Annotated in this window: 16 protein-coding genes; all 16 read right to left on the bottom strand. The window is 59.7% G+C overall.

Annotated elements, in window-relative coordinates; genetic code table 11:
• Window positions 1–26 precede the first annotated feature (26 nt).
• Window positions 27–1,196: an ABC transporter substrate-binding protein gene (locus tag AC5EFR_RS00540; RefSeq protein ID WP_240476211.1), complete on the bottom strand. Its 1,170-nt coding sequence runs from the start codon at window positions 1,194–1,196 to the stop codon at window positions 27–29.
• A 104-nt stretch (window positions 1,197–1,300) separates the two neighbouring features.
• Complete coding sequence (locus tag AC5EFR_RS00535) at window positions 1,301–2,353, bottom strand: branched-chain amino acid ABC transporter permease (RefSeq protein ID WP_027238747.1); 1,053 nt, start codon at window positions 2,351–2,353, stop codon at window positions 1,301–1,303.
• A gap of 3 nt (window positions 2,354–2,356) precedes the next feature.
• On the bottom strand, window positions 2,357–3,241 hold the full coding sequence (locus AC5EFR_RS00530) for a branched-chain amino acid ABC transporter permease (protein WP_027238748.1): 885 nt from the start codon (window positions 3,239–3,241) through the stop codon (window positions 2,357–2,359).
• Window positions 3,242–3,256: 15 nt separating this feature from the next.
• Window positions 3,257–5,233: an AMP-binding protein gene (locus AC5EFR_RS00525; protein ID WP_027238749.1), complete on the bottom strand. Its 1,977-nt coding sequence runs from the start codon at window positions 5,231–5,233 to the stop codon at window positions 3,257–3,259.
• Between the two features lie 25 nt (window positions 5,234–5,258).
• Complete coding sequence (locus AC5EFR_RS00520) at window positions 5,259–6,038, bottom strand: ABC transporter ATP-binding protein (protein ID WP_036784113.1); 780 nt, start codon at window positions 6,036–6,038, stop codon at window positions 5,259–5,261.
• Between the two features lie 211 nt (window positions 6,039–6,249).
• Entirely contained in the window at window positions 6,250–7,089 is an 840-nt protein-coding gene (locus AC5EFR_RS00515) for an HTD2 family dehydratase (protein ID WP_027238751.1), read from the bottom strand.
• Between the two features lie 10 nt (window positions 7,090–7,099).
• Window positions 7,100–8,263: an acyl-CoA dehydrogenase family protein gene (locus tag AC5EFR_RS00510; protein WP_027238752.1), complete on the bottom strand. Its 1,164-nt coding sequence runs from the start codon at window positions 8,261–8,263 to the stop codon at window positions 7,100–7,102.
• 3 nt (window positions 8,264–8,266) lie between these two features.
• Window positions 8,267–9,061, bottom strand: a complete 795-nt coding sequence (locus AC5EFR_RS00505) for a citryl-CoA lyase (protein WP_027238753.1) — start codon at window positions 9,059–9,061, stop codon at window positions 8,267–8,269.
• A complete protein-coding gene (locus AC5EFR_RS00500) occupies window positions 9,061–9,975 on the bottom strand; it encodes an SDR family NAD(P)-dependent oxidoreductase (protein WP_341235580.1) in 915 nt (304 codons plus the stop codon). Before AC5EFR_RS00500 ends, AC5EFR_RS00505 begins: the two co-directional genes overlap by 1 nt.
• A gap of 11 nt (window positions 9,976–9,986) precedes the next feature.
• On the bottom strand, window positions 9,987–10,946 hold the full coding sequence (locus AC5EFR_RS00495; RefSeq protein ID WP_027238755.1) for a hydroxymethylglutaryl-CoA lyase: 960 nt from the start codon (window positions 10,944–10,946) through the stop codon (window positions 9,987–9,989).
• Between the two features lie 4 nt (window positions 10,947–10,950).
• Window positions 10,951–12,957 (bottom strand): acetyl/propionyl/methylcrotonyl-CoA carboxylase subunit alpha, encoded by a 2,007-nt coding sequence (locus tag AC5EFR_RS00490; RefSeq protein ID WP_341235579.1) that lies wholly within the window; start codon window positions 12,955–12,957, stop codon window positions 10,951–10,953.
• Window positions 12,958–12,967: 10 nt separating this feature from the next.
• On the bottom strand, window positions 12,968–14,575 hold the full coding sequence (locus AC5EFR_RS00485; RefSeq protein WP_027238757.1) for an acyl-CoA carboxylase subunit beta: 1,608 nt from the start codon (window positions 14,573–14,575) through the stop codon (window positions 12,968–12,970).
• Window positions 14,572–15,963, bottom strand: coding sequence for a phenylacetate--CoA ligase family protein (locus AC5EFR_RS00480; protein WP_341235578.1), 1,392 nt, complete (start codon window positions 15,961–15,963; stop codon window positions 14,572–14,574). The genes AC5EFR_RS00485 and AC5EFR_RS00480 overlap by 4 nt, the downstream gene beginning before the upstream one ends.
• 26 nt (window positions 15,964–15,989) lie before the next feature.
• Window positions 15,990–17,150: an acyl-CoA dehydrogenase family protein gene (locus AC5EFR_RS00475; protein ID WP_027238759.1), complete on the bottom strand. Its 1,161-nt coding sequence runs from the start codon at window positions 17,148–17,150 to the stop codon at window positions 15,990–15,992.
• A gap of 9 nt (window positions 17,151–17,159) precedes the next feature.
• The gene (locus tag AC5EFR_RS00470; RefSeq protein ID WP_027238760.1) at window positions 17,160–17,939 is read right to left on the bottom strand and encodes an enoyl-CoA hydratase/isomerase family protein; all 780 of its coding nucleotides are present in this window, start codon (window positions 17,937–17,939) and stop codon (window positions 17,160–17,162) included.
• Complete coding sequence (locus tag AC5EFR_RS00465) at window positions 17,936–19,117, bottom strand: acyl-CoA dehydrogenase family protein (protein ID WP_027238761.1); 1,182 nt, start codon at window positions 19,115–19,117, stop codon at window positions 17,936–17,938. The genes AC5EFR_RS00470 and AC5EFR_RS00465 overlap by 4 nt, the downstream gene beginning before the upstream one ends.
• Between the last annotated feature and the right edge of the window lie 8 nt (window positions 19,118–19,125).

Here is a 19,125-nt window from a genome sequence, read left to right as displayed (position 1 = left end):
GCCGCGACTGCGGCGCCCGGATTAATTCACCACTTCTGAACGTCAGGAACGTCGACGCCGATCGCTTCGATGGTGATCTTGCCATCTTTGACAGTGCCCACATTCACCTTGAGACCTTCCAAAGGGAAAGGCGCTTCGGGAGTGAACGTGAGGGATGGAAGAAAGCCGTGGGTTTCTTCGGTCGTGATCGGCCCGGCAAAGAGCGCCTCGCGTACCATCTCTCCGGTCAGGCCCTCGGCACCGTTCGCCGCAATCGCGTGATCGATCACGGTCGCGACAAAGAGGCCCTGAGACACGCCCATTGCGGTCACGACGTTCCAGGGCGCCTTGAGCCCATAATCGGCAACCAGTGTTTCATAGAATTGCCGCGCGGGAGTGTCCTCATCGGCCGCGATCGCCATGCCGTAGGCTTCAAAATCGCCCTCCAGTTGATCAAGCCCGCCAAGCGCGCCGCCCGAGGCCGGAAGCCCGTTATGCGAACTCATCATGATCGGGATGTTCGAACCGTTGGCCTGCAGTCCACGTTTCGCCGCAACTACGATAGAAGTGTTCGTCTGGATGATCAGCGCCTCGGCCCCGGCCCGCACGACGCGGCGCATTTGCCCCGTCAGATCGGTCGGTTGCACTTCGGTATAGATGACCTCGACGAGGTCAATCTCCTCGGGGTGCTCTTCGGCATAGAGTTCGAGGCCCTTTGCCATATCGACATAGGCAGGCGAGGCCTCGGAAGCCAGGATCGCAACCTTAAGCGGACCGTCTCCACCTCGCTGTTCACGCATCCAGTTCAGAAAGCCGGCGCTTTCGTGCGAATAGGTCGGACGCGGGTTGAAAATCCAAGAATTCGGTTTCCAGGCAAAACCGTAGCTGGCCGTGGCCATGAACATCGGAATCTTGTCTTCCGGCAGGCGTTCGGAAAGGGCGGCAACGTCAGGCCCGCCAAGGCCGACGACCGCAATCGGATCCAGTTCCGATTTGATCCCGGGCCAGAGGCTCGCCACCTGTGCCGCGTCATAGCGGGTTTCGTAGTTCTTATAGTTCAGCGTAACGCCAAGTTCCTTGCCCCGGGTTTCATTCCACCAGGTGAACACAGCCTCGCGTCCGCCCGCCAGAATGGGCATGATGTCAGCATAGGGGCCGGAAAAGTCCGACAGCAGGGCGAGATTATAGGTTGTCTCCGCCTGCGCTTTCAAAGGCATAGTTGCCGCAACAGCTATGGCACACGCTGCCAGCAGGCCGCGGAGGCCTTGTTTCGTTTGGTAAGTCATATTTTTCCTCCCAGGTTAAGAGCCGCTCTATTTTTTCAGTAGGGAAACGGCCAGATACGATAAGATGATTTCATTATGTTCCAGCGGTGCATCAGCCCCTTGGGTTCGAGGATCATGAACAATGCGATCACGCCGCCAAGAACGACATTCATGCCGGCGAACACGATGTCTCCGCCAAGGAATGATACCGAGTCGGCAATATTGGGGCCGACCGTCGCGATGATTTCCTGGATGATGCGGATAATGAAGACACCGACCAGGGCTCCCACGATTGATCCCATCCCGCCGACGATGATCATCGCGACAAAGAAGATCGAGTGAAACAGGGTGAACTGGTCCACCCCCACGAAGCGGATCAGATAGGCCCACAGCGCCCCGCCGACACCCGCATAGAAAGCGCCGATCAGGAAGGCATTCGCCTTGGTGGCCGCGACATTGATCCCCATGATACCTGCGGCCACGTCATCATCCCTGACCGCCACGAAGGCACGGCCAAAGCGTGACCGGACGATCCCGAATGCGCCCGCGACCATGATCGCGGTGACCGCAAAATTCATGTAGAACTGCGCAGTTTCGCCAACGAAGCGCAGCCCAAAAAGTTCTGCGGGCGGCACGGTGATACCGTTTGATCCACCCATCCAGGTTGACGGCAGGTTTAATACGGCAAAGTGGAACAGGAACTGTGCCGCAATCGTGGTCAGAGCCAGATAAAACCCCTTGATCCGCGCCGCGGTCAAACCAAAGAGAAAGCCGAATAGCGCAGCCGAGAGGCCGGCCAGAGGAATCGTCAATAAGAATGTAAGGCCGGTCTTCGAGGCAAGTATCGAGGCCGTATAGGCCCCGACCCCCATGAAAGCCGCCTGACCCAGGTTAATCTGGCCCGCATAGCCGGTGCAGATCTGAAGCCCTACGGCAATGACGGCGCTGATCATCATCATGTTCAGGATAGCGATGATACGCCCGCTTACCAGATAAGGCGCTAACAACAGCAGAGCCATGAACAAGACGAGGGCAAGCACCTGCCAGCGCGTTCGGATAATACGTCTGTCACTGCGATAGCTTGTCGGGAAAATACCGGAGGGATCCATGGATTACACCCGCTCGATTGTGCGCCAGCCGAACAGGCCGGTCGGCCGGATCAGCAGAATGGCAAGCATGATGATGTATGGCACGACACTGCCAAGTGAGCCGCCAATCAGCGGGTCAAGATAGTTGGTGGTCAGGCTCTGGGCGATTCCGATGATTATTCCTGCCAGAATAAGCCCGCCGATGGATTCCAACCCGGCAAACAGCGCCACCGGCAGGGCCGCGAACCCGATATCCGAGGCCAGGAAGGTCAGCGATTTGCCGCTGAGAAAGATCATTGCACCGATCGTGGACAGGATTGCCCCAAGCACCCAGGCAAAGGCAATCGAGCCCTTCACTGAAATCCCCATCGAAGATGCCACGACGTGATCTTCTGCCACTGCGGTCATCCGCAGACCCGACCGGGTCCGGTTGAAGAACCACGACAGCCCGACGGCGGCGACAATGGTGATGATCCCACCCATAAGGAGGTTCATCGGGATCAACATATCACCGAGGAACAACGGTTTCAGCGGGAAAATGATCGGGAAGGGCCGCACGGCGGGACCGAACACAAGTAGCACCAGCCCGCGCAACAGGATCAGCAGGCCGACAGTGACCATGACCATCGAAAAAACCGATTCACCGATCAGCTTTGTCAGAAAAATCCGTTCGATTGCGTAGCCGACCAAGCCAGCCAGAACCAGCGAAAGCGGTATCGACAACCAAAGGCTAAGCCCCGCTTGCATCGTTGTGAACCAGACGATGAACCCGCCGATGATCACAAGTTCGCCCTGCGCGAAGTTGAATACCTTGCTGGCGCGGTAAATCACGACAAAGCCCATGGCCACCAGCGAATATAGTAGGCCGATCAAAGCCCCGGTTATAATGTCATTGATGAAATAAACCATCTTCGCCGACCTCCCTTAGGTTTTGGACTGCCGCTTGGCAGCCTTCGATGCGTTTTCGACATCTGATACGCGAACCGTGGCCTTGAGAACGCCTTGACGGCCATTCTGATAGGTCACGGCGATTTCAAGATCGGTCTTGTCACCGCCGCCATAGATCGCTTCGACAAGGTTTGCATATCGTTCCTCCAAAAAGGCCCGCCGGAGTTTCCGGCTGCGGGTCAACTCGCCTTCATCCGGGTCGAGCTCTTTAGGGAAATTCGCAAACCGCGCGATGCGCGAGCCTTCGGGTAGAAGGCCATTGATGCGCGCCACTTCGCCTTTGATAAGCTCCAGAATTTCGGGTTTTTGCGACAGATCGGTGTATGTCGAGAAGCTGATCTTGTTCTCTTCCGCCCAACGACCCAGAACTTCCATATCGATATTGATAAGCGCGCTGACGAAGTCACGGCTTTCGTCGCCCAGGGTCATGAGATCCTTGATGAAGGGGCTGTAGCGCAACCGCGTTTCGATGAACTGCGGCGGATAGCTGTGCCCGTTTGCCAGGCGGCGCATGTCCTTGACACGATCAAAGAACAAAAGCTCGCCGTCGTCGGTCATGGACACCGCGTCACCGGTCTTGTACCAACCGTCTTCGGTCAGCTCCTCTGCGGTCTTTTCGGGCTTGCCGTGATAGCCGCCGAAGCCCGATCCGCCCCGCACCTGAAGCTCGCTTTCGTCCGAGACTCTGTAGTCCAGCGGTTCGCCGTAGTTCGTGTTGCTTTGCATCCAGCTGCCGCTGGTTTCCAGCTGATAGCTTTCGCCGACATGCGCAGTCAGAAGGCCGATTTCGGTCGCGCCATAGACGTTGCGCAGTTTGACGCCCATTGCGTGGAACATGCGAAAGACGTCAGGTGCCATCAGGGCGCCGCCGCTCATTGCGTTTTTGGCCTTACCAAGGCCAAGATTGTCGCGCAGGTGATGCAGCACCAGCGCCTCGGCAAAGGGAAGCTGCAGGCGTGCGGCAAGGCTGGGGCTGCGCCCTTCCAGCCGCTCGACATAAACGTTGCGGCCGACTTTCATACCCCAATTGTACATCGCATTGCGGAACTTGCCCGCACCCAACATCCGGGCCTGGACGATAGAGGCGAGGTTCTCCCACTGGCGCGGGCTGAACACCAGCGCGTCAACCGCCAGTTCGCGAATGTTGGTCAGCACGTCTTCGGGGCCTTCGGGGAAATTGACGACCATGGGCGCGATCAAACCGATCGACAGGCCGAAAATCTGTTCCGTGACCCAGGCGGGGGAAATGTAGGTCAGGTATTCCGTGCCTGGCGCGATTTCGATTGCCCCCATCACCCGCGAGCAGTTGTCGAACAGGTAACGATGGCTGATGACAACGCCCTTGGGTTTTCCCGTGGTCCCGGAGGTATAGGACAGCAAGGCGGTATCGTCCGCCCGCCCGCGTTTGACGTGTTCTTCAAATCTGGCAGGCTCTTTGGCGTGGATCTGACGTCCAGCCGCGCTCACACTTTCAAAGGAATGCAACAGGGGATGATCATAGCCCCAGAGGCCGGAATCATCCCAGTAAACGATCGCCAGGGCACCCGGGTATTTGCCCGCGATCTCGATGCATTTATCGACTTGCTCCTGATCCTGCGCCAGAAAAATCCGCGTTTGCGAGTCTTCGGCCAGATACAGAATCTCTTCGGCGTTCTGATCCGGATAGACGGACAGGACTTTGCCGCCCAATGACTGGACGGCGTATTCAGCCCAGAAATGTTCGGGTTCGTTTTCGCCGATCATCATGACGGAATCGCCCGCCGACAGGCCCAGGTTCTCCAGCCCGAGAGCCAGGGCACGAACCCTGTCAAGCACATCGGCCCAGGTGAATTCACGCCAGATACCAAGGCGCTTGTGGCGTTCGGCGAGGTCGTTCGGCGAGGAGATTGCACGCGCGAGCAACACCTGTGGCAGGGTTTCGCTATGTGTCACTGCCGGGTCTGAATAGACCATTGCTGTTCTTTGTTTGACCATCCCGCTACCCCAGATATGCCTTGATCACAGCCGGGTCCTTCTGGATTTCTTCCGGGGTGCCTTCGGCGATCACCCGCCCGAAATCCAACACCACAATCCGGTCGGCAAGGTCCATAACCACGCCCATGTCGTGCTCGACCAGAACCACCGGAATCTTGCGCGCTTCCCGCACATCGAGAATGAAGCGCGCGAGGTCTTCTTTCTCTTCCGAGTTCATACCGGCCATCGGTTCATCCATCAGCAGGATCGACGGTTCCTGCGCCAATGCACGGCCCAGATCGACACGTTTGCGCAGCCCGTACCCCAACGTGCCCACGGGCCGGTTGCGGATTGCCTCGATCTCCAGAAAGTCGATGATCTCTTCAGCGGCTTCGCGATGTTCCGATTCCTCGCGCATCACGGGACCGAATTGGAAAAAGGCCTGGATCACATTCGATTTCATCAGCATGTGACGGCCGATCATGATGTTTTCCACCACGGTCTGCCCGGCAAAAAGATGGGTGCCCTGAAACGTCCGCGCCAAACCGCGCCGGGCGATCTGGTCAACACGCAGGCCGGTCACGTCCTGACCAGACAATTCGACACGGCCTTTCTGCGGACGGTAGAAGCCCGCAGTAACGTTCAGAAGTGATGTTTTTCCGGCACCGTTCGGGCCGATGATCGCAAGCAATTCATCGTCGTTTACAGAGATGCTCACATCGTCGAGCGCCGTCACACCGCCAAATTTCAAAGTTGCACCACGCACCGCAAGCGGCGCTGAGACGATCCCGCCATTCGTAGTCATGATGCAGCCCGTGTCTTTTCCCGACACGTCATGGAGTCGCGCACAGCCCTACCGTAGGGTTGTCCGTTGAGAACGAGTTTTCCTCGCATCGTTTCTCCTCCCACCTCTTTGTTCAGAGGTTTGCCTGGGCTGTTTACCAAGTTTCCCCGCACAATCTAACAGATGTTAGAAAATTTAGTCAACAACTGAATTCGCTACCGAAGAAAACCGATCAGACAGCCGCGTACTCTGCGGAAAAGCTTCGAAGACCTTTTTGATCCTGACACCAGACTGTCCCGGAGGCACCGGTCCCTTCATTGTGCAATTGCAATTCGCAGGGCAGGGTCAGCGGTGCGAGTCCGCGGAAAGAAAACCGGTGGGGCGACGTCTTCAACGCATTCGCCGCCAGGTTCAGAAGCAGCGTCGCCTGCAATGGGCCATGCACAACAAGCCCGGAATAGGCTTCGGCTTCGGTGGCGTAGACATGGTCATAGTGGATGCGATGGGCATTGAACGTCAGCGCCGAATAGCGAAACAGCAGCACAGGATCCGGAGTCAGGCTCGATCTGAGCGTGGCGGGGTCGCCCGCGCCGGGTGCGCTCTTCACCGGGCGGGGCGCGGTGATCTTACGAAAGACAATCGACTGCTGTTCCCGGATACAAAGCCGGTTGCCGCTAAAATACTCGTGTTCGATGGTCACAAAGACCAACGCTCCGCTGCGGCCCTGCTTGGCCGTTATATCCCCGATCGACGAGCGGCGGGTGAAGGTTTCACCGATCGTCAGCGGCGCGATATGTGTAACATCGCCGCCGGCCCACATGCGGGCGGGCAGCGGTACCGGGGGCAGAAATCCACCCCTTGCGGCATGGCCATCTTCTGACAGGGCGGCAGCTGGCACGGTATCAAGGGCAATACACCAATGAATTCCCAGCGGAACATCACCCGCTCCGCCCCAAAGGTGCGGGCCGAATGTGGCACGGAATTTGTCGATCAGCCCCTGCGTCAGAACATCTTCACTGGTTTCGGTGCGTCCCAGCCAGGGCGCAAGCGCGTCTAGGTCGATCTCACTCATGGTCGCGAACTCAGAAGGATCGCGGCATGCCGAGGATATGCTCGCCGACATAGGACAGGATCAGGTTGGTCGAGATCGGGGCCACCTGATACAGTCGGGCCTCGCGGAACTTGCGCTCGACATCGTATTCCCGCGCGAAACCGAAGCCGCCATGGGTCTGGATGCAGGCATTGGCCGCTTCCCAGCTGGCTTCCGAAGCCAGCAGCTTGGCCATATTCGCCTGCGCCCCACAATCCAGCCCGGCATCGAAACGTCTGCAGGCCTCAAAGCGCATCAGATTGGCGGCCTCGATGTTCACATAGGACCTGGCGATGGGGAATTGCACGCCCTGGTTCTGGCCTATAGGACGGTCAAAGACCACGCGGTCGCCGGCATAGGCGCGGGCCTTGTCAACGAACCAGTATCCATCACCGATACATTCCGCTGCAATCAGGGTCCGTTCGGCGTTCAGCCCGTCAAGAATATGGTAAAACCCGCGCCCTTCGGTCCCGATCAGGTTTTCAGCGGGGATTTCCAGGTTGTCGAAAAACACTTCATTGGTTTCGTGGCCGGGCATATTGGCGATGGGGCGGACCTCCATGCCGTTGCCGATTGCCTCTTTCAGATCGACCATAAAGATCGACAGGCCCTGCGACTTTTTCTTGACCTCGTTCAGAGGCGTGGTGCGTGCCAGAAGGATCATCAGGTCAGAATGCTGGATGCGGCTGATCCAGACCTTCTGGCCATTGATCTCATACCGGTCACCCTTCTTGACCGCGGTGGTCTTCAGTTTGGTGGTGTCAGTTCCGGTTGTCGGTTCGGTCACGGCCATGGATTGTAGGCGCAACTCGCCGCTGGCAATACTGGGCAGGTATTTCTGCTTTTGCGCGTCCGACCCGTGCCGCAGCAGCGTGCCCATATTATACATCTGCCCGTGGCAATGACCCGCGTTGCCACCGCAGCGGTTCACCTCTTCCATGATGATCGAGGCTTCCGTCAAGCCCAGTCCCGAGCCACCGTATTCCTCGGGGATCATCGCCGCGAGCCAGCCCTCGCGGGTCAGCGCATCGACGAATTCCTCGGGGTAGGTTTCGTTTTCGCCGAACTTGCGATGATATTCTGGCGGAAACTGCGCGCAAAGTGCGCGCAAGGCGTCGCGCAGATCGGTGTGAGTGTCTGGGGCTGACGTCTGCATTGGTTACTTCGCTCCCGGTCCCGACGTTTCAAGAATTTCCTGTTCGGCGCGCTGCCACAGCTCATAGGAAATCGGGTTTTCGCTCTCTTCGAGGATATGACCGACCAGACCGATGGCACGCGCCATGACGCCAAAGCCGCGCACGATCTTCCAGGGGAAGCCGAATTCACAGCAGATTGCACCGATCGCACCAGTGGCGTTGATCGGCAGCATCTTGCCCGATTTTTCTTCGGCGACGGCCTGAATTTTCTGGATCAACGCGATGTATTCACCGGATTTTCCGTTTTCGGCGGCGATCTGGAACAGGCGCGGCGTGCGCGGATCGACGGGCTTGTGCACCGGATGGCCAAGCCCCGGCACGATGGCCTTGCGGGCGCGGAATTTTTCAACTGTTTCGACGGCAAGCGCATCCAGATCGACACCGGTGCCCAACTTGTCCTGCGGCAGCGCCTCGTAAAGCATTTTCGAGGAACCCTCCATCGAACCGACAAAGACGGTGCCAAGCCCACACAGCCCGGCCGCAACGGCCGCCTGAAGCGATTCCGGCGCACCCATGTAAGTCATCCGCGCCGCCAGAGCCGAAGGCGTGATGCCATGTTCGACAAGGGTAATGACGACGGCGTTGAACACCCGGCTTTCCTCGGGCGTGGCTTTCCGTCCCGTCAACTGCAGGAACGCCAGATCGCCGAGGTTCATGTGCCCGAGGATCTCGTTCGGCAGGTCGAGGCCACGCACGCTGATCTTGTCAGAGGTGCTCCAGGCAATATCGGAGCTGATTTTTTCTTTGCGTTTTTTCATTAGACCGGATCCCATGAAAAGACATCCGCCGAAACTTCGAGCGGCGTGAACTGTGATTTGAGCGCGGGAATGGCGCGCTCGGCGATTTCATCGGCGGTCCAGCCATCACCGGAATGGACCGACCGCACGGGGCGGGGCTGATTGAAAAGGAAGATCTCGTTTTTGCGAACCGCAAAGATTTGACCGGAAACGTCAGCCGCGCGGTCGCTCATCAGAAAACAGGCCATTGGCGCGACCTTGGCCGGTGTCATTTCCTTGATCTTCTCGACACGCGCCACCTGTTCCGGGGTGTCTGTCTTGATAGACGAGATCATCCGGCTCCAGGCGAAGGGCGCGATGCAGTTCGAACGCACGTTCCAACGTTTCAGGTCGAGCGCGACCGATTTCGAGAAGGCCGCGATGCCCAGCTTTGCGGCCGAATAGTTCGCCTGCGCCAGATTGCCGATCAGCCCCGAGGTCGAGGTCATGTGCACCAAAGCACCGCCCTCCTGTTCGCGGAAATAATCGGCCGCCGCGCGGCTGGTATTGAAGGCGCCGTACAGGTGGACCTTCACCACCGCGTCGAAATCCTCGTATGTCATCTTGTGGAAGAACCCGTCACGCAGGATGCCGGCGTTGTTCACCACCGCGTCGATGCGGCCGAATTCCTTGACACCGGCCTCGATCATCGCGCGGGCGGCGTCGGGGTCGGTGACGTTGCCGCCATCGGCAATGGCGTCGCCCCCGGCGGCCTTGATTTCTTCAACGACTTTCTGCGCCGCAGTTTCCGTCTGTCCGGTGCCCTTCAGTGACGCGCCCAGATCATTGACCACAACGGCAGCGCCTTCGGAGGCTGCCATCAAGGCGATGTCACACCCGATCCCGCCCCCGGCCCCGGTGACCAGAACAACCTTTCCATCAAGTGCCTTTGACATTCTCATCTCCCTCAGCTTGCCTTGCGATATTTGTCCAGGCCGCCGGTATGCATGACCCGGCCCATGAGCGGTACGCCGATGATCTCTTCCGCCTTGGCCGCCGCTGCGATCAGCTTGTCCAGATCAATGCCGGTTTCGATGCCGAGCTCGTGACACAGGAACACCGCATCCTCAGTGCAGACATTTCCTGCGGCGCGGGCGTGGCCGTGGCCCGCGAAAGGACAACCGCCAAGACCGGCGACCGAGCTTTCGAACATGTCCACACCCATCGACAGGGCGGCATGGAGATTGGCGATCCCAAGCCCCCGCGTGTCGTGGATATGCATACCGATGCGCGCCTCGGGCGCCATTTCGCGCAGGGCGTCGATCATGCGTTTGACCGCCTCGGGGTTTCCCCAGCCCATGGTGTCGGCGATCACAAGGATTGGCACGGGGATGTCCTCTTCTTCGCAAAGCTGAAGAATGAAGCGGAAATCGTCCAGAATGCGTTCTTGCGGGATGGGGCCTTCGAGGTTGCAGCCGAAGGCGGTCATCACATAGGCCGCGTCGACCGTATATCCCTCTTCCTTGTAAAGACGAACCCAGTCGCGTTGTTTTTCCCGCATGTCTGCGGACGAACAATTGTTGTTCGATTGGGCAAATGCCTCGGAAGGATAGAACAGCAGGCGCGGGTCGATATCGACCTCATGCGCCGTCAGGGCCTTGCGAAACCCTTTGTCGTTCAGCCACAGCGACGTGTAATTCACGCCCGGCTTGCGCTTGATACGCTGGAACAACTCCCCGGTGTCTGCCATCTGCGGCACATATTTCGGGCTGACAAAGCTACCGACCTGAATGCGCTTCAGACCGGTTTCGCTGAGCATGTCGATCAGTTCGATCCGTTCTTCGATCGGATAGATCTTTTTTTCGATCTGAAATCCCTCACGCGGGCCTTCTTCTCGAAATTCGACGAATTTGGGAAAGTCGCTCATGTCATCACTCCTCGGATGGTAGAATCTCGGCGATGACCTGGCCGCGATCGACCATGTCCCCATTCGAGACGGAAATGTTGCTGGCGATCCCGGCTGCAGCCGCCCGGATCGAGATTTCAAGTTTCATCGATTCCATCACCGCAACCACGTCACCCTCTGCGACAGCCTGGCCTTCGGCGACCTTGATTTCGACAATCATCCCTGTCAGCGGAGAGGTCACGGCGCGATCTGCCACCGCATCACCGCCAGCAAAGGCGAGGGGCGCGGCCGGACGGAAGACCAGGCGGCCTTCGGGCGTGTCCAGTTCGATCACGCCGGCGCTCAGACGTGCTTCGATCAGGTGGACGGTGTCGCCTTCACTCAGGCGCCAGCGGCCCGGCGTGATTTCACGGGCGGACAGTGTCAGCGCTTCGCCGTTTTCCGAATGGACGGTGTATTTGGCACCCGGTTTGACAGGTCCGATGCGCAATTCCTCGGATTCATCGTCTGAATCGGTGAGCGTCACACTCGGCCCCGCTTCGATCGCATCACCGCCCAGGCCAAGCCGCCAGCCGGTAAAGGAGTCACGGTTGGTCCAGGGATTGGCATCAGTACCGCCACGCGACTTGGCCACGAAGAGAATGGCGGCTGCCGCCTTCCACAGATCGGGACGGACAAGGGGGGCTGCCTGTGTCAGTTCGTCCAGCCTGCCGTCGATCCAGCGCGTGTGAACCTGCATCCGTTCGAATTCCGGGTTCCGCACCAACGCCGTCAGGAAGGCGCGATTGGTTTGCACACCCTCAACCGCGACGTGGTCCAAGGCTGTCGCCAGCCGCGCCAAGGCGGTTTCCCGGTCGGGTGCATGCACAATCAGTTTGGCGATCATCGGATCATAGAAGGGCGTCACTGCGTCGCCTTCTTCGACACCGCTGTCGATGCGCAAACCTTCCGGCAGGCTGAGCGTGGTCAAGGTGCCGGTTGAGGGGGCGAACTGCATCGCCGGATCTTCGGCGTAAAGCCGCGCCTCGACCGCGTGGCCATTGATCGCCAGATCATCCTGCACCAGACCAAGGCCTGCGCCTTCGGCAATGCGCAGGTGCAGAGCAACCAGATCCAGGCCGGTGATCGCCTCGGTGACGGGGTGTTCCACCTGGATGCGGGGGTTCACCTCAAGAAAGAAGTAATCCTCGCCCGCGACCAGAAACTCCACCGTGCCGAGGCCGCGATAGTCAAGCGTTTCACCCAGGCGCACCGCGTCATGCGCGATCTCGTCCAGCAGCGCACGGGGCAAGCCCCAAGCCGGAGCCTCTTCGATAACCTTCTGGTGACGGCGCTGAAGCGTGCAGTCACGTTCGAACAGGTGCACCACGTGCCCCTTGCCATCACCCGCGATCTGCACTTCGACATGGCGCGCTTCTGGCAGGAAACGTTCCAGCAACAGCCCTTCGGAGCCAAAGGTGGATTTCGCCTCGCGAAGGGCGCCTTCGATGTCTTCCACAAGGGTGGCCTCATCGGTGACAAGCCGCTGGCCGCGCCCGCCACCGCCGCCGACGGCCTTGAGCAGAACGGGCAGGCCCATTGCGCGGACTTCATCGGCAATCTCTTGCGGATCGGACCACGCGCCTTCGGCACCCGAAATAACCGGGACGCCGGCGGCCACGGCAGCCTCTTTGGCGCTGGCCTTGTCGCCGAAACGGTCAAGCGTGTCCGGGGTCGGCCCCATGAAGACCATGCCGGCGGCCTCGACCGCACGGGCAAAATCAGAGTTCTCGGCCAGAAAGCCATAACCGGGATGGATCGCATCCGCGCCGACCGATTTCGCGGCGGCAATCACCGCGTCGATCTTCAGATAGCTCTCGGACGCCGGTCCGGCACCGATGCAGACTGATTGCCCGATCTCGCGGACATGTAGGGCATTGGCGTCGGCTTCGGAATGCACGCCAACAGGGGTGATACCGCTGGCCCGCGCGGTGCGCGCGATCCGGCAGGCAATTTCGCCGCGATTGGCGATTAGAAGCGTTTTGATTTTCATGATTCGCTCCTCACATCCTGAACACGCCGAAATTGGTTTCGGCCTTGGGTCTGCGCGAGGTCACATCCAGCATGAGCGCCATGACATCGCGGGTTTCACAAGGCTCGATCACGCTGTCGATCCAGAGGTTAGAGGCAAAATTGTAAGCACCTTGAAAATCCTCGTATTCCTTGCGGATGGGCGCCTTGAAGGCTTCCTCCTCTTCGGGGGTCCAGCTTTTGCCTTCGCGTTCGTTGATCTGTGCGCGGACCTGCGCCAGCACGCTGGCGGCCTGTTCCGGCCCCATGATCGCGGACCGTCCTGTTGGCCAGGCGAACATTGCGTCCGGCTGGAACGGGCGGCCCAGCATTGCCAGGTATCCCGCCCCGTAAGAGCCGCCGGTGATGATGGTAAACTTTGGCACCCGGGCCGAAGACATGGCCGTGATCATCTTGGCACCCGCCTTGGCGATGCCCATCTGTTCGACCTCGCGGCCAACCATGAAGCCGTTCACATCCGCCAGAAACAGCAGTGGAATGTCGCGCTGTACGCAGAGGTTGATGAAATGCGTCGCCTTCAACGCGGCCTCGACGAACAGCACGCCGGTATTGGCGAGAATGCCCACTTCGTGGCCGTGGATCCGGCCCCAGCCGGTCATGATCGTGTCACCATAAAGCGGCTTGAACTCGTGGAAATCGCTGTCATCCACCAGCCGTGCGACAATCTCGCGGTTGTCGGTTGGCACCTTGGGGTCGCGGCTGACGATGCCGTAGATTTCCTCGACCGGATAGGCGGGCGCGCGCGGCGTCTTGGGCGTCTTGCGGGGCAGGGGTTTTTCGCCCAGATGGCTGACGATCTCGCGGGTGATGGCCAGCGCGTGGGCGTCATCCTCGGCAAGATGGTCGGTCACACCCGACACGGACGAGTGCATCTTGCCGCCGCCAAGTTCTTCGGCATCCACCTTTTCGCCGGTGGCAGCAAAGGTCAGTTCCGGTCCGCCCAGATACATAAAGCCCTGACCGCGCACGATCACCACCTCGTCGCAGAGCGCCGGGATATAGGCACCACCCGCAGTGCAGGGGCCCATGACCACCGCGATCTGCGGCACACCGTCACCGGACATGCCGATCTGCTGGTGAAAGATCGATCCGAACTGCCCCTCATCGGGGAAAATGTTCTCCTGATCCGGCAGAAACGCGCCGCCGGAATCGACCAGCGTGATCACCGGAAGGCGGTTCTTCCACGCGATCTTCTGGGCGCGCACGTGCTTGCGGCAGGTCATGCCGAAATAGGTGCCGCCCTTCACGGTGGCATCATTGGCGATGATCATGCACTGGCGGCCCTCGATCACGCCGATGCCAGTGATGATGCCCGCCCCCGGCGGTACACCATCATATTTGTTCAGCCCGGCAAGCTCCCCGACTTCCAGAAAGGGGGTGCCCGGATCGATCAGCCGTTCGACGCGTTCGCGCGGCAGGATCTTGCCTTTCGACACGTGCCGTTCGCGGGCCTTTTCAGGGCCACCGACACGTTGTTGCAAGCGAAGGGCATGCAGCTCGCCGACTTTGTCGCGATACTGTGTATCGTTTTGCCGGAAGTCATCTGACCCGGTATCGAGCAGGGATATCATTTTTGTCATGGCAGGTCGGGATATTCTCTCAGAACAAAGGCAACCTTGGCGGCGCCGGGTTTTTCAAAAGTGTCGGGCGCGACCAGGTGAACGTCGGCCTTGAAGACCAGGGCATCGCGCAGGCGCTGTTCGATTTTCTTCTTGAGGGCAGCATCGTCCGCGGTATCGCGGTCGGGTCCGCGTTCGACGATCACTTTCAGCGCGCCCTGCGTGGTATGACCTTCGAAATCGGCCACGATGCGCATGACGCCGTTAGTGTCCGGCACCATCTCGGTGATCACGCTGTTGATGGCCGACGGGAACACATTGGCCCCGCGCACGATCAGCATGTCGTCGGTCCGGCCGGTGCAGCGGATCTTGGGTCCGGTACGCCCGCAGGAACATTCGGTGTCGATCACCTCGATATAGTCGCCGGACCGGAAACGCACCACCGGGCTCGCCTGACGGCCAATCGCGGTATAGATCATCTCGCCCTCGGCGCCTTTTTTCCAAGGGATGATGTCGCCGCTCTCGGGGTCGAGCAATTCAGTGATGATATAGTCCATGTTGACCATGTGCATCCCCGACTGGGCATCGCATTCGGCCCAGTAGGTCACACCCAGATCGGTGCCACCCAGCATTTCGGTGCATTTCGCACCCCAGGCCGCTTCGATCTTGGCGCGAATTGCCGGGATGCCACCACCGGGCTCTCCTCCGACGATCACCTGTTCCACTCCCAGCTCACTGGCCTTGCATCCCAGCACCTCTGGCGCGTTTTCCGCCAGGTGCAGCACGAAGTTCGGCGCGCCGACGATGCAGCGCGGACGCGTGTCGGCGCAAGCGCGCAGCAGCCGCTCCGCACCGCCATCCGCCCCCACCGGCACATCGATTGTGCCCATGTACTGCAATCCCTGCATCACGGGGATGCCGCCGACAAAGCCCTTGGCCAGCGAAAACGCGTGCAACACCATGTCGCCGGGGCGCACGCCATTGGCAAAGAAGCAGCGCGCTGTCATCTCGTGCCACATTTTGGCGTCGGATTCGGTAAGGGCAACATATGAGGGGCTGCCGGTGGTGCCCGACGAGGCCTGCATCTGAATGATGTCGGCCATCGGCGCGGCGCGGTGTTTGCCAAACGGCGGCTCGGCGGCCAGGCTTTCGCGGATCTCGGTCTTGTAAGTATAGGGCAGCTTTTGCAGGTCTTCGATGGTGCGAATATCGTCGAACTCCACGCCCGCTTCGGCTAACTTTTCCTGATAGAAGGTCGAGTTCGTCTTGAGATAGGCCATCTGCGCACGCAGTCGCTCTTCCTGAATGCGGCGCACTTCGTCAAGCGGCGTGCCCTCGATTTCGTGCCAGAAACGATCGTTTACCTTATCGGCGGCATCCTCCCGCCGGAAGCGCATTCCAAATTGCATATTGTCCTCCGTTCCGGACCGGGCGATCAATAGGACCGCGGCAGACCCATGACCTTTTCGCCGATGAAGCTGAGGCACAGCTCGCGGTTCACGGGTGCCGTACGCAACAGGCGCACCAGCGGATACATCTCGTAAAGTCCCGTATCCTCGGTGAAACCCGATCCGCCATGCGCCTGCAGCGCGGCGTCCACCGCTTCGATCCCAGCTTCGGCGGCGGCATACTTGGCCATATTCGACGAGGCCCCCGCGGGCAGCTTGTTGTCGAATTCCCAGGCCGCGCGACGGGTCATCAGGCTGGCCATCTCGACCGCTGTGTGCGCCTTGGCCATCGGGTGCTGCACGCCCTGGTGTGCACCGATGGGTTGGCCGAAAACATTGCGCTCGGAGGCATAGGCCACGCCCTTGTTCAGCGCGAAGCGGCCGATGCCGCAGCACAAAGCGGCCAGGATGATGCGTTCGGGGTTGAGACTGTCGAACAGGATCGAGAACCCTTCGTCCACCTCGCCGACCACATCCTCGGGGCCCAGATCCACCTCGTCGAAAAACAAGGTCCACTGTTCTTCGGGCAGGGGGATCGAGATCTTCACCCGCTGCTTGTCGACGCCTTTTTTCTTCAGATCTACGGCGAACAGGGTAAAGCCGTCGGTCTTGCGGCTGACTTCTGTGTGCGGCTTGGTGCGCGCCACCACCAGACAATAGTCCGACACCTCGGCGCCGGTGATAAAGGTCTTTTCGCCCGACAGGCTGAACCGGTTGCCCCGACGCTTAGCCAGCGTGGTGGCCTTCATCGTGTTCGACCCGGCACCCGGTTCGGTGATCGCGAAACAGAACTGGATATCACCGCGGCAGGCAGCCGGCAGCAGCTCCTTCTTGTGGAATTCGCTCCCGTGGCTGGCGATATGGGCCAGCGACATGGTCGGCCCGACCACCATCATCAGAAGCGGTATGCCGTGATTGGCGGTGCCCTCCATGAACAACGCCATTTCGGTCATGCCAAGGCCGGCGCCGCCGTATTCCTCGGGCACCATGATGCCCAGAAAACCATCGTCAGCAATCTGTTTGAACATCTCGTGCGGGAACTCATGCCTGCGGGCGTGGTCGAGCCAATACGCATTGTCGTATTTCTGCGCCAACTGACCGCCGTATTCGTAAATCTGGCGCTGTTCGTCGTTCAAAGTGAATTCCATGTTTCGTCCTCAGGCCTTGAATTCAGGGGTGCGCCGGTTCTCGAACGCGTCGAGCCCTTCGGCGACGTCATCACTGGGCAGCGCGCGCACGGCGGCGTCACGTTCCAGCCGCATTTGCTGGTCGATGCCCAGGTCCGTGCCTTCCCGCGCCAGCCGCTTCATCTCGGCGATACCGGGACGCGAGCGGGTGGTGATTTTCTGACAGTATTCCAACGCGGCCTGATGCAGATCCGCATCCGGCACGATATAGTTGACCAGACCGGCCTCTTTGGCCGCGCCCGCCGCAAGCCAGCGGGCTGAGAACATCAGGTCGAGCGCCCGGCGCTGCCCCATCAACCGCGTTAGCCGCTGCGAGCCGCCCCAACCGGGAATCAGTCCGAATTGTGCATGCTGATCGCCAAACTGAGCGGTTTCGGCGGCGAAACACACATCGCAAGCCAACATCAGTTCGATCCCGCCGGCCAGACACAACCCCTGCACTGCCACCACGACAGGGAGGGAGGAGGTTTCGAGCGCACGCAGGTTTTCCATGCCAAAGGCGATGAAGTGATCCAGCGCGGCGGGATCGTTCAATTTACCTTTCACTTCCACCAGATCGGCACCGGTGCAAAAGTTCTTGCCCTGTGCCCGGATGAGGATCGCCCGGATATCCGGGTTCGCCTCGAATTCCGAACGCGCGGCAGATATGCGCTCATGCACGTCAAGTGACAGGCAATTGAATTTCTCGGGGCGGGCCAGCTCGATGATGCCGGTGTTGCCCTCGGTCGTGACGATAATGGGATTGCTCATTTCTGAGCTCCCGTCGCCTTCTTGTCATATTGCAGCGCCATCCGTCCGACCTTCTCGCGGGCAATCACCAGCTTCTGGATCTGCGCGGTGCCGTCACCGATCTGCAGACCAAGCACATCGTTATAGCGCTGGTGGTGAGGCAGGTCGGTGGTATAGCCGTAATGTCCGTGCAGGATCAGGCACTGGTGCAGGATCTCGCAGGCGGTTTTGGGCAGGTACCATTTGCACATGGCCGCCTCGGACGTATGCGGCAGACCACGGTCGCGCAGGTCCAGCGTGTAATAGCAAAGCTGGCGCATCATGGTCAGTTGAGTTTCGGCTTCGGCCAGCGGGAAACTGACGCCCTGATACTGCACAATCGGCGCACCAAAGGCTTCGCGTTCCTGGACATAGGCCCAGGTTTCATCCACCGACGCTTGCGCGGCACCCAGGCACTCCAGCCCGATCAGTGCGCGCGAATAATCAAACCCGGCCATGATCGTTCCGAAGGCGCGATCCTGTTCGGCCATCATGTTTTCGGCCGGCACGAAGACGTCGTCAAAGAACACCGACCCACGCCCGACGGGCTTGGTGCCGATGTCGTCAAAATGCGTGCGCTTGATGCCGTCCTGGTTCAGATCGACAAAAAAGGCGCTGACCCCGCGTGAGCCACCGTTAGGATCGCCGGTGCGGGCAAAGACGACCGCCGCATCGGCCTGACTGGCAAAACTCATGGATGTCTTTTCACCGTTCAGCCGCCAACCGTTTCCGGATTTCTCGGCCTTCAGAATCAGGTTCGCCGCGTCCGATCCGCCGCGCGGCTCTGTCAGACCCAGACCAATGACGGCATCACCCGAAACAACCTTGGGCACCCATTTCGCCGCGATGTCGCGGGAGGCATGCTTGGCAACCATTCCGCCCATGAGAGAGCCGAGAAGCTGCACGTAACTTGCGTTGAAATCAGCATAGGCGATCTCTTCGACGATCAGCCCTGACGCGACAGAGCTTTCACCCAGTCCGCCGAATTCTTCCGGCAGATCGGCCCCGATCAGACCGAGTGCGCCCATCTCCTTGATCAGCGCACGATCAAAGGTATGGCCGCTTGCGCGCTCCTGATATGTGGGCGCAAGCTTTTCAGTTGCGAAGCGCTTCGCGGTTTCGCGAAAAGCCTTCTGATCGTCTGTTGGCTGGAAATGCATCGGTGCTC

The sequence above is a fragment of the Pelagimonas sp. genome (assembly GCF_058892305.1).
The sequence above is the reverse complement of the archived record's forward strand: the minus strand, read 5'-3'. Positions and strand labels throughout refer to the sequence as shown.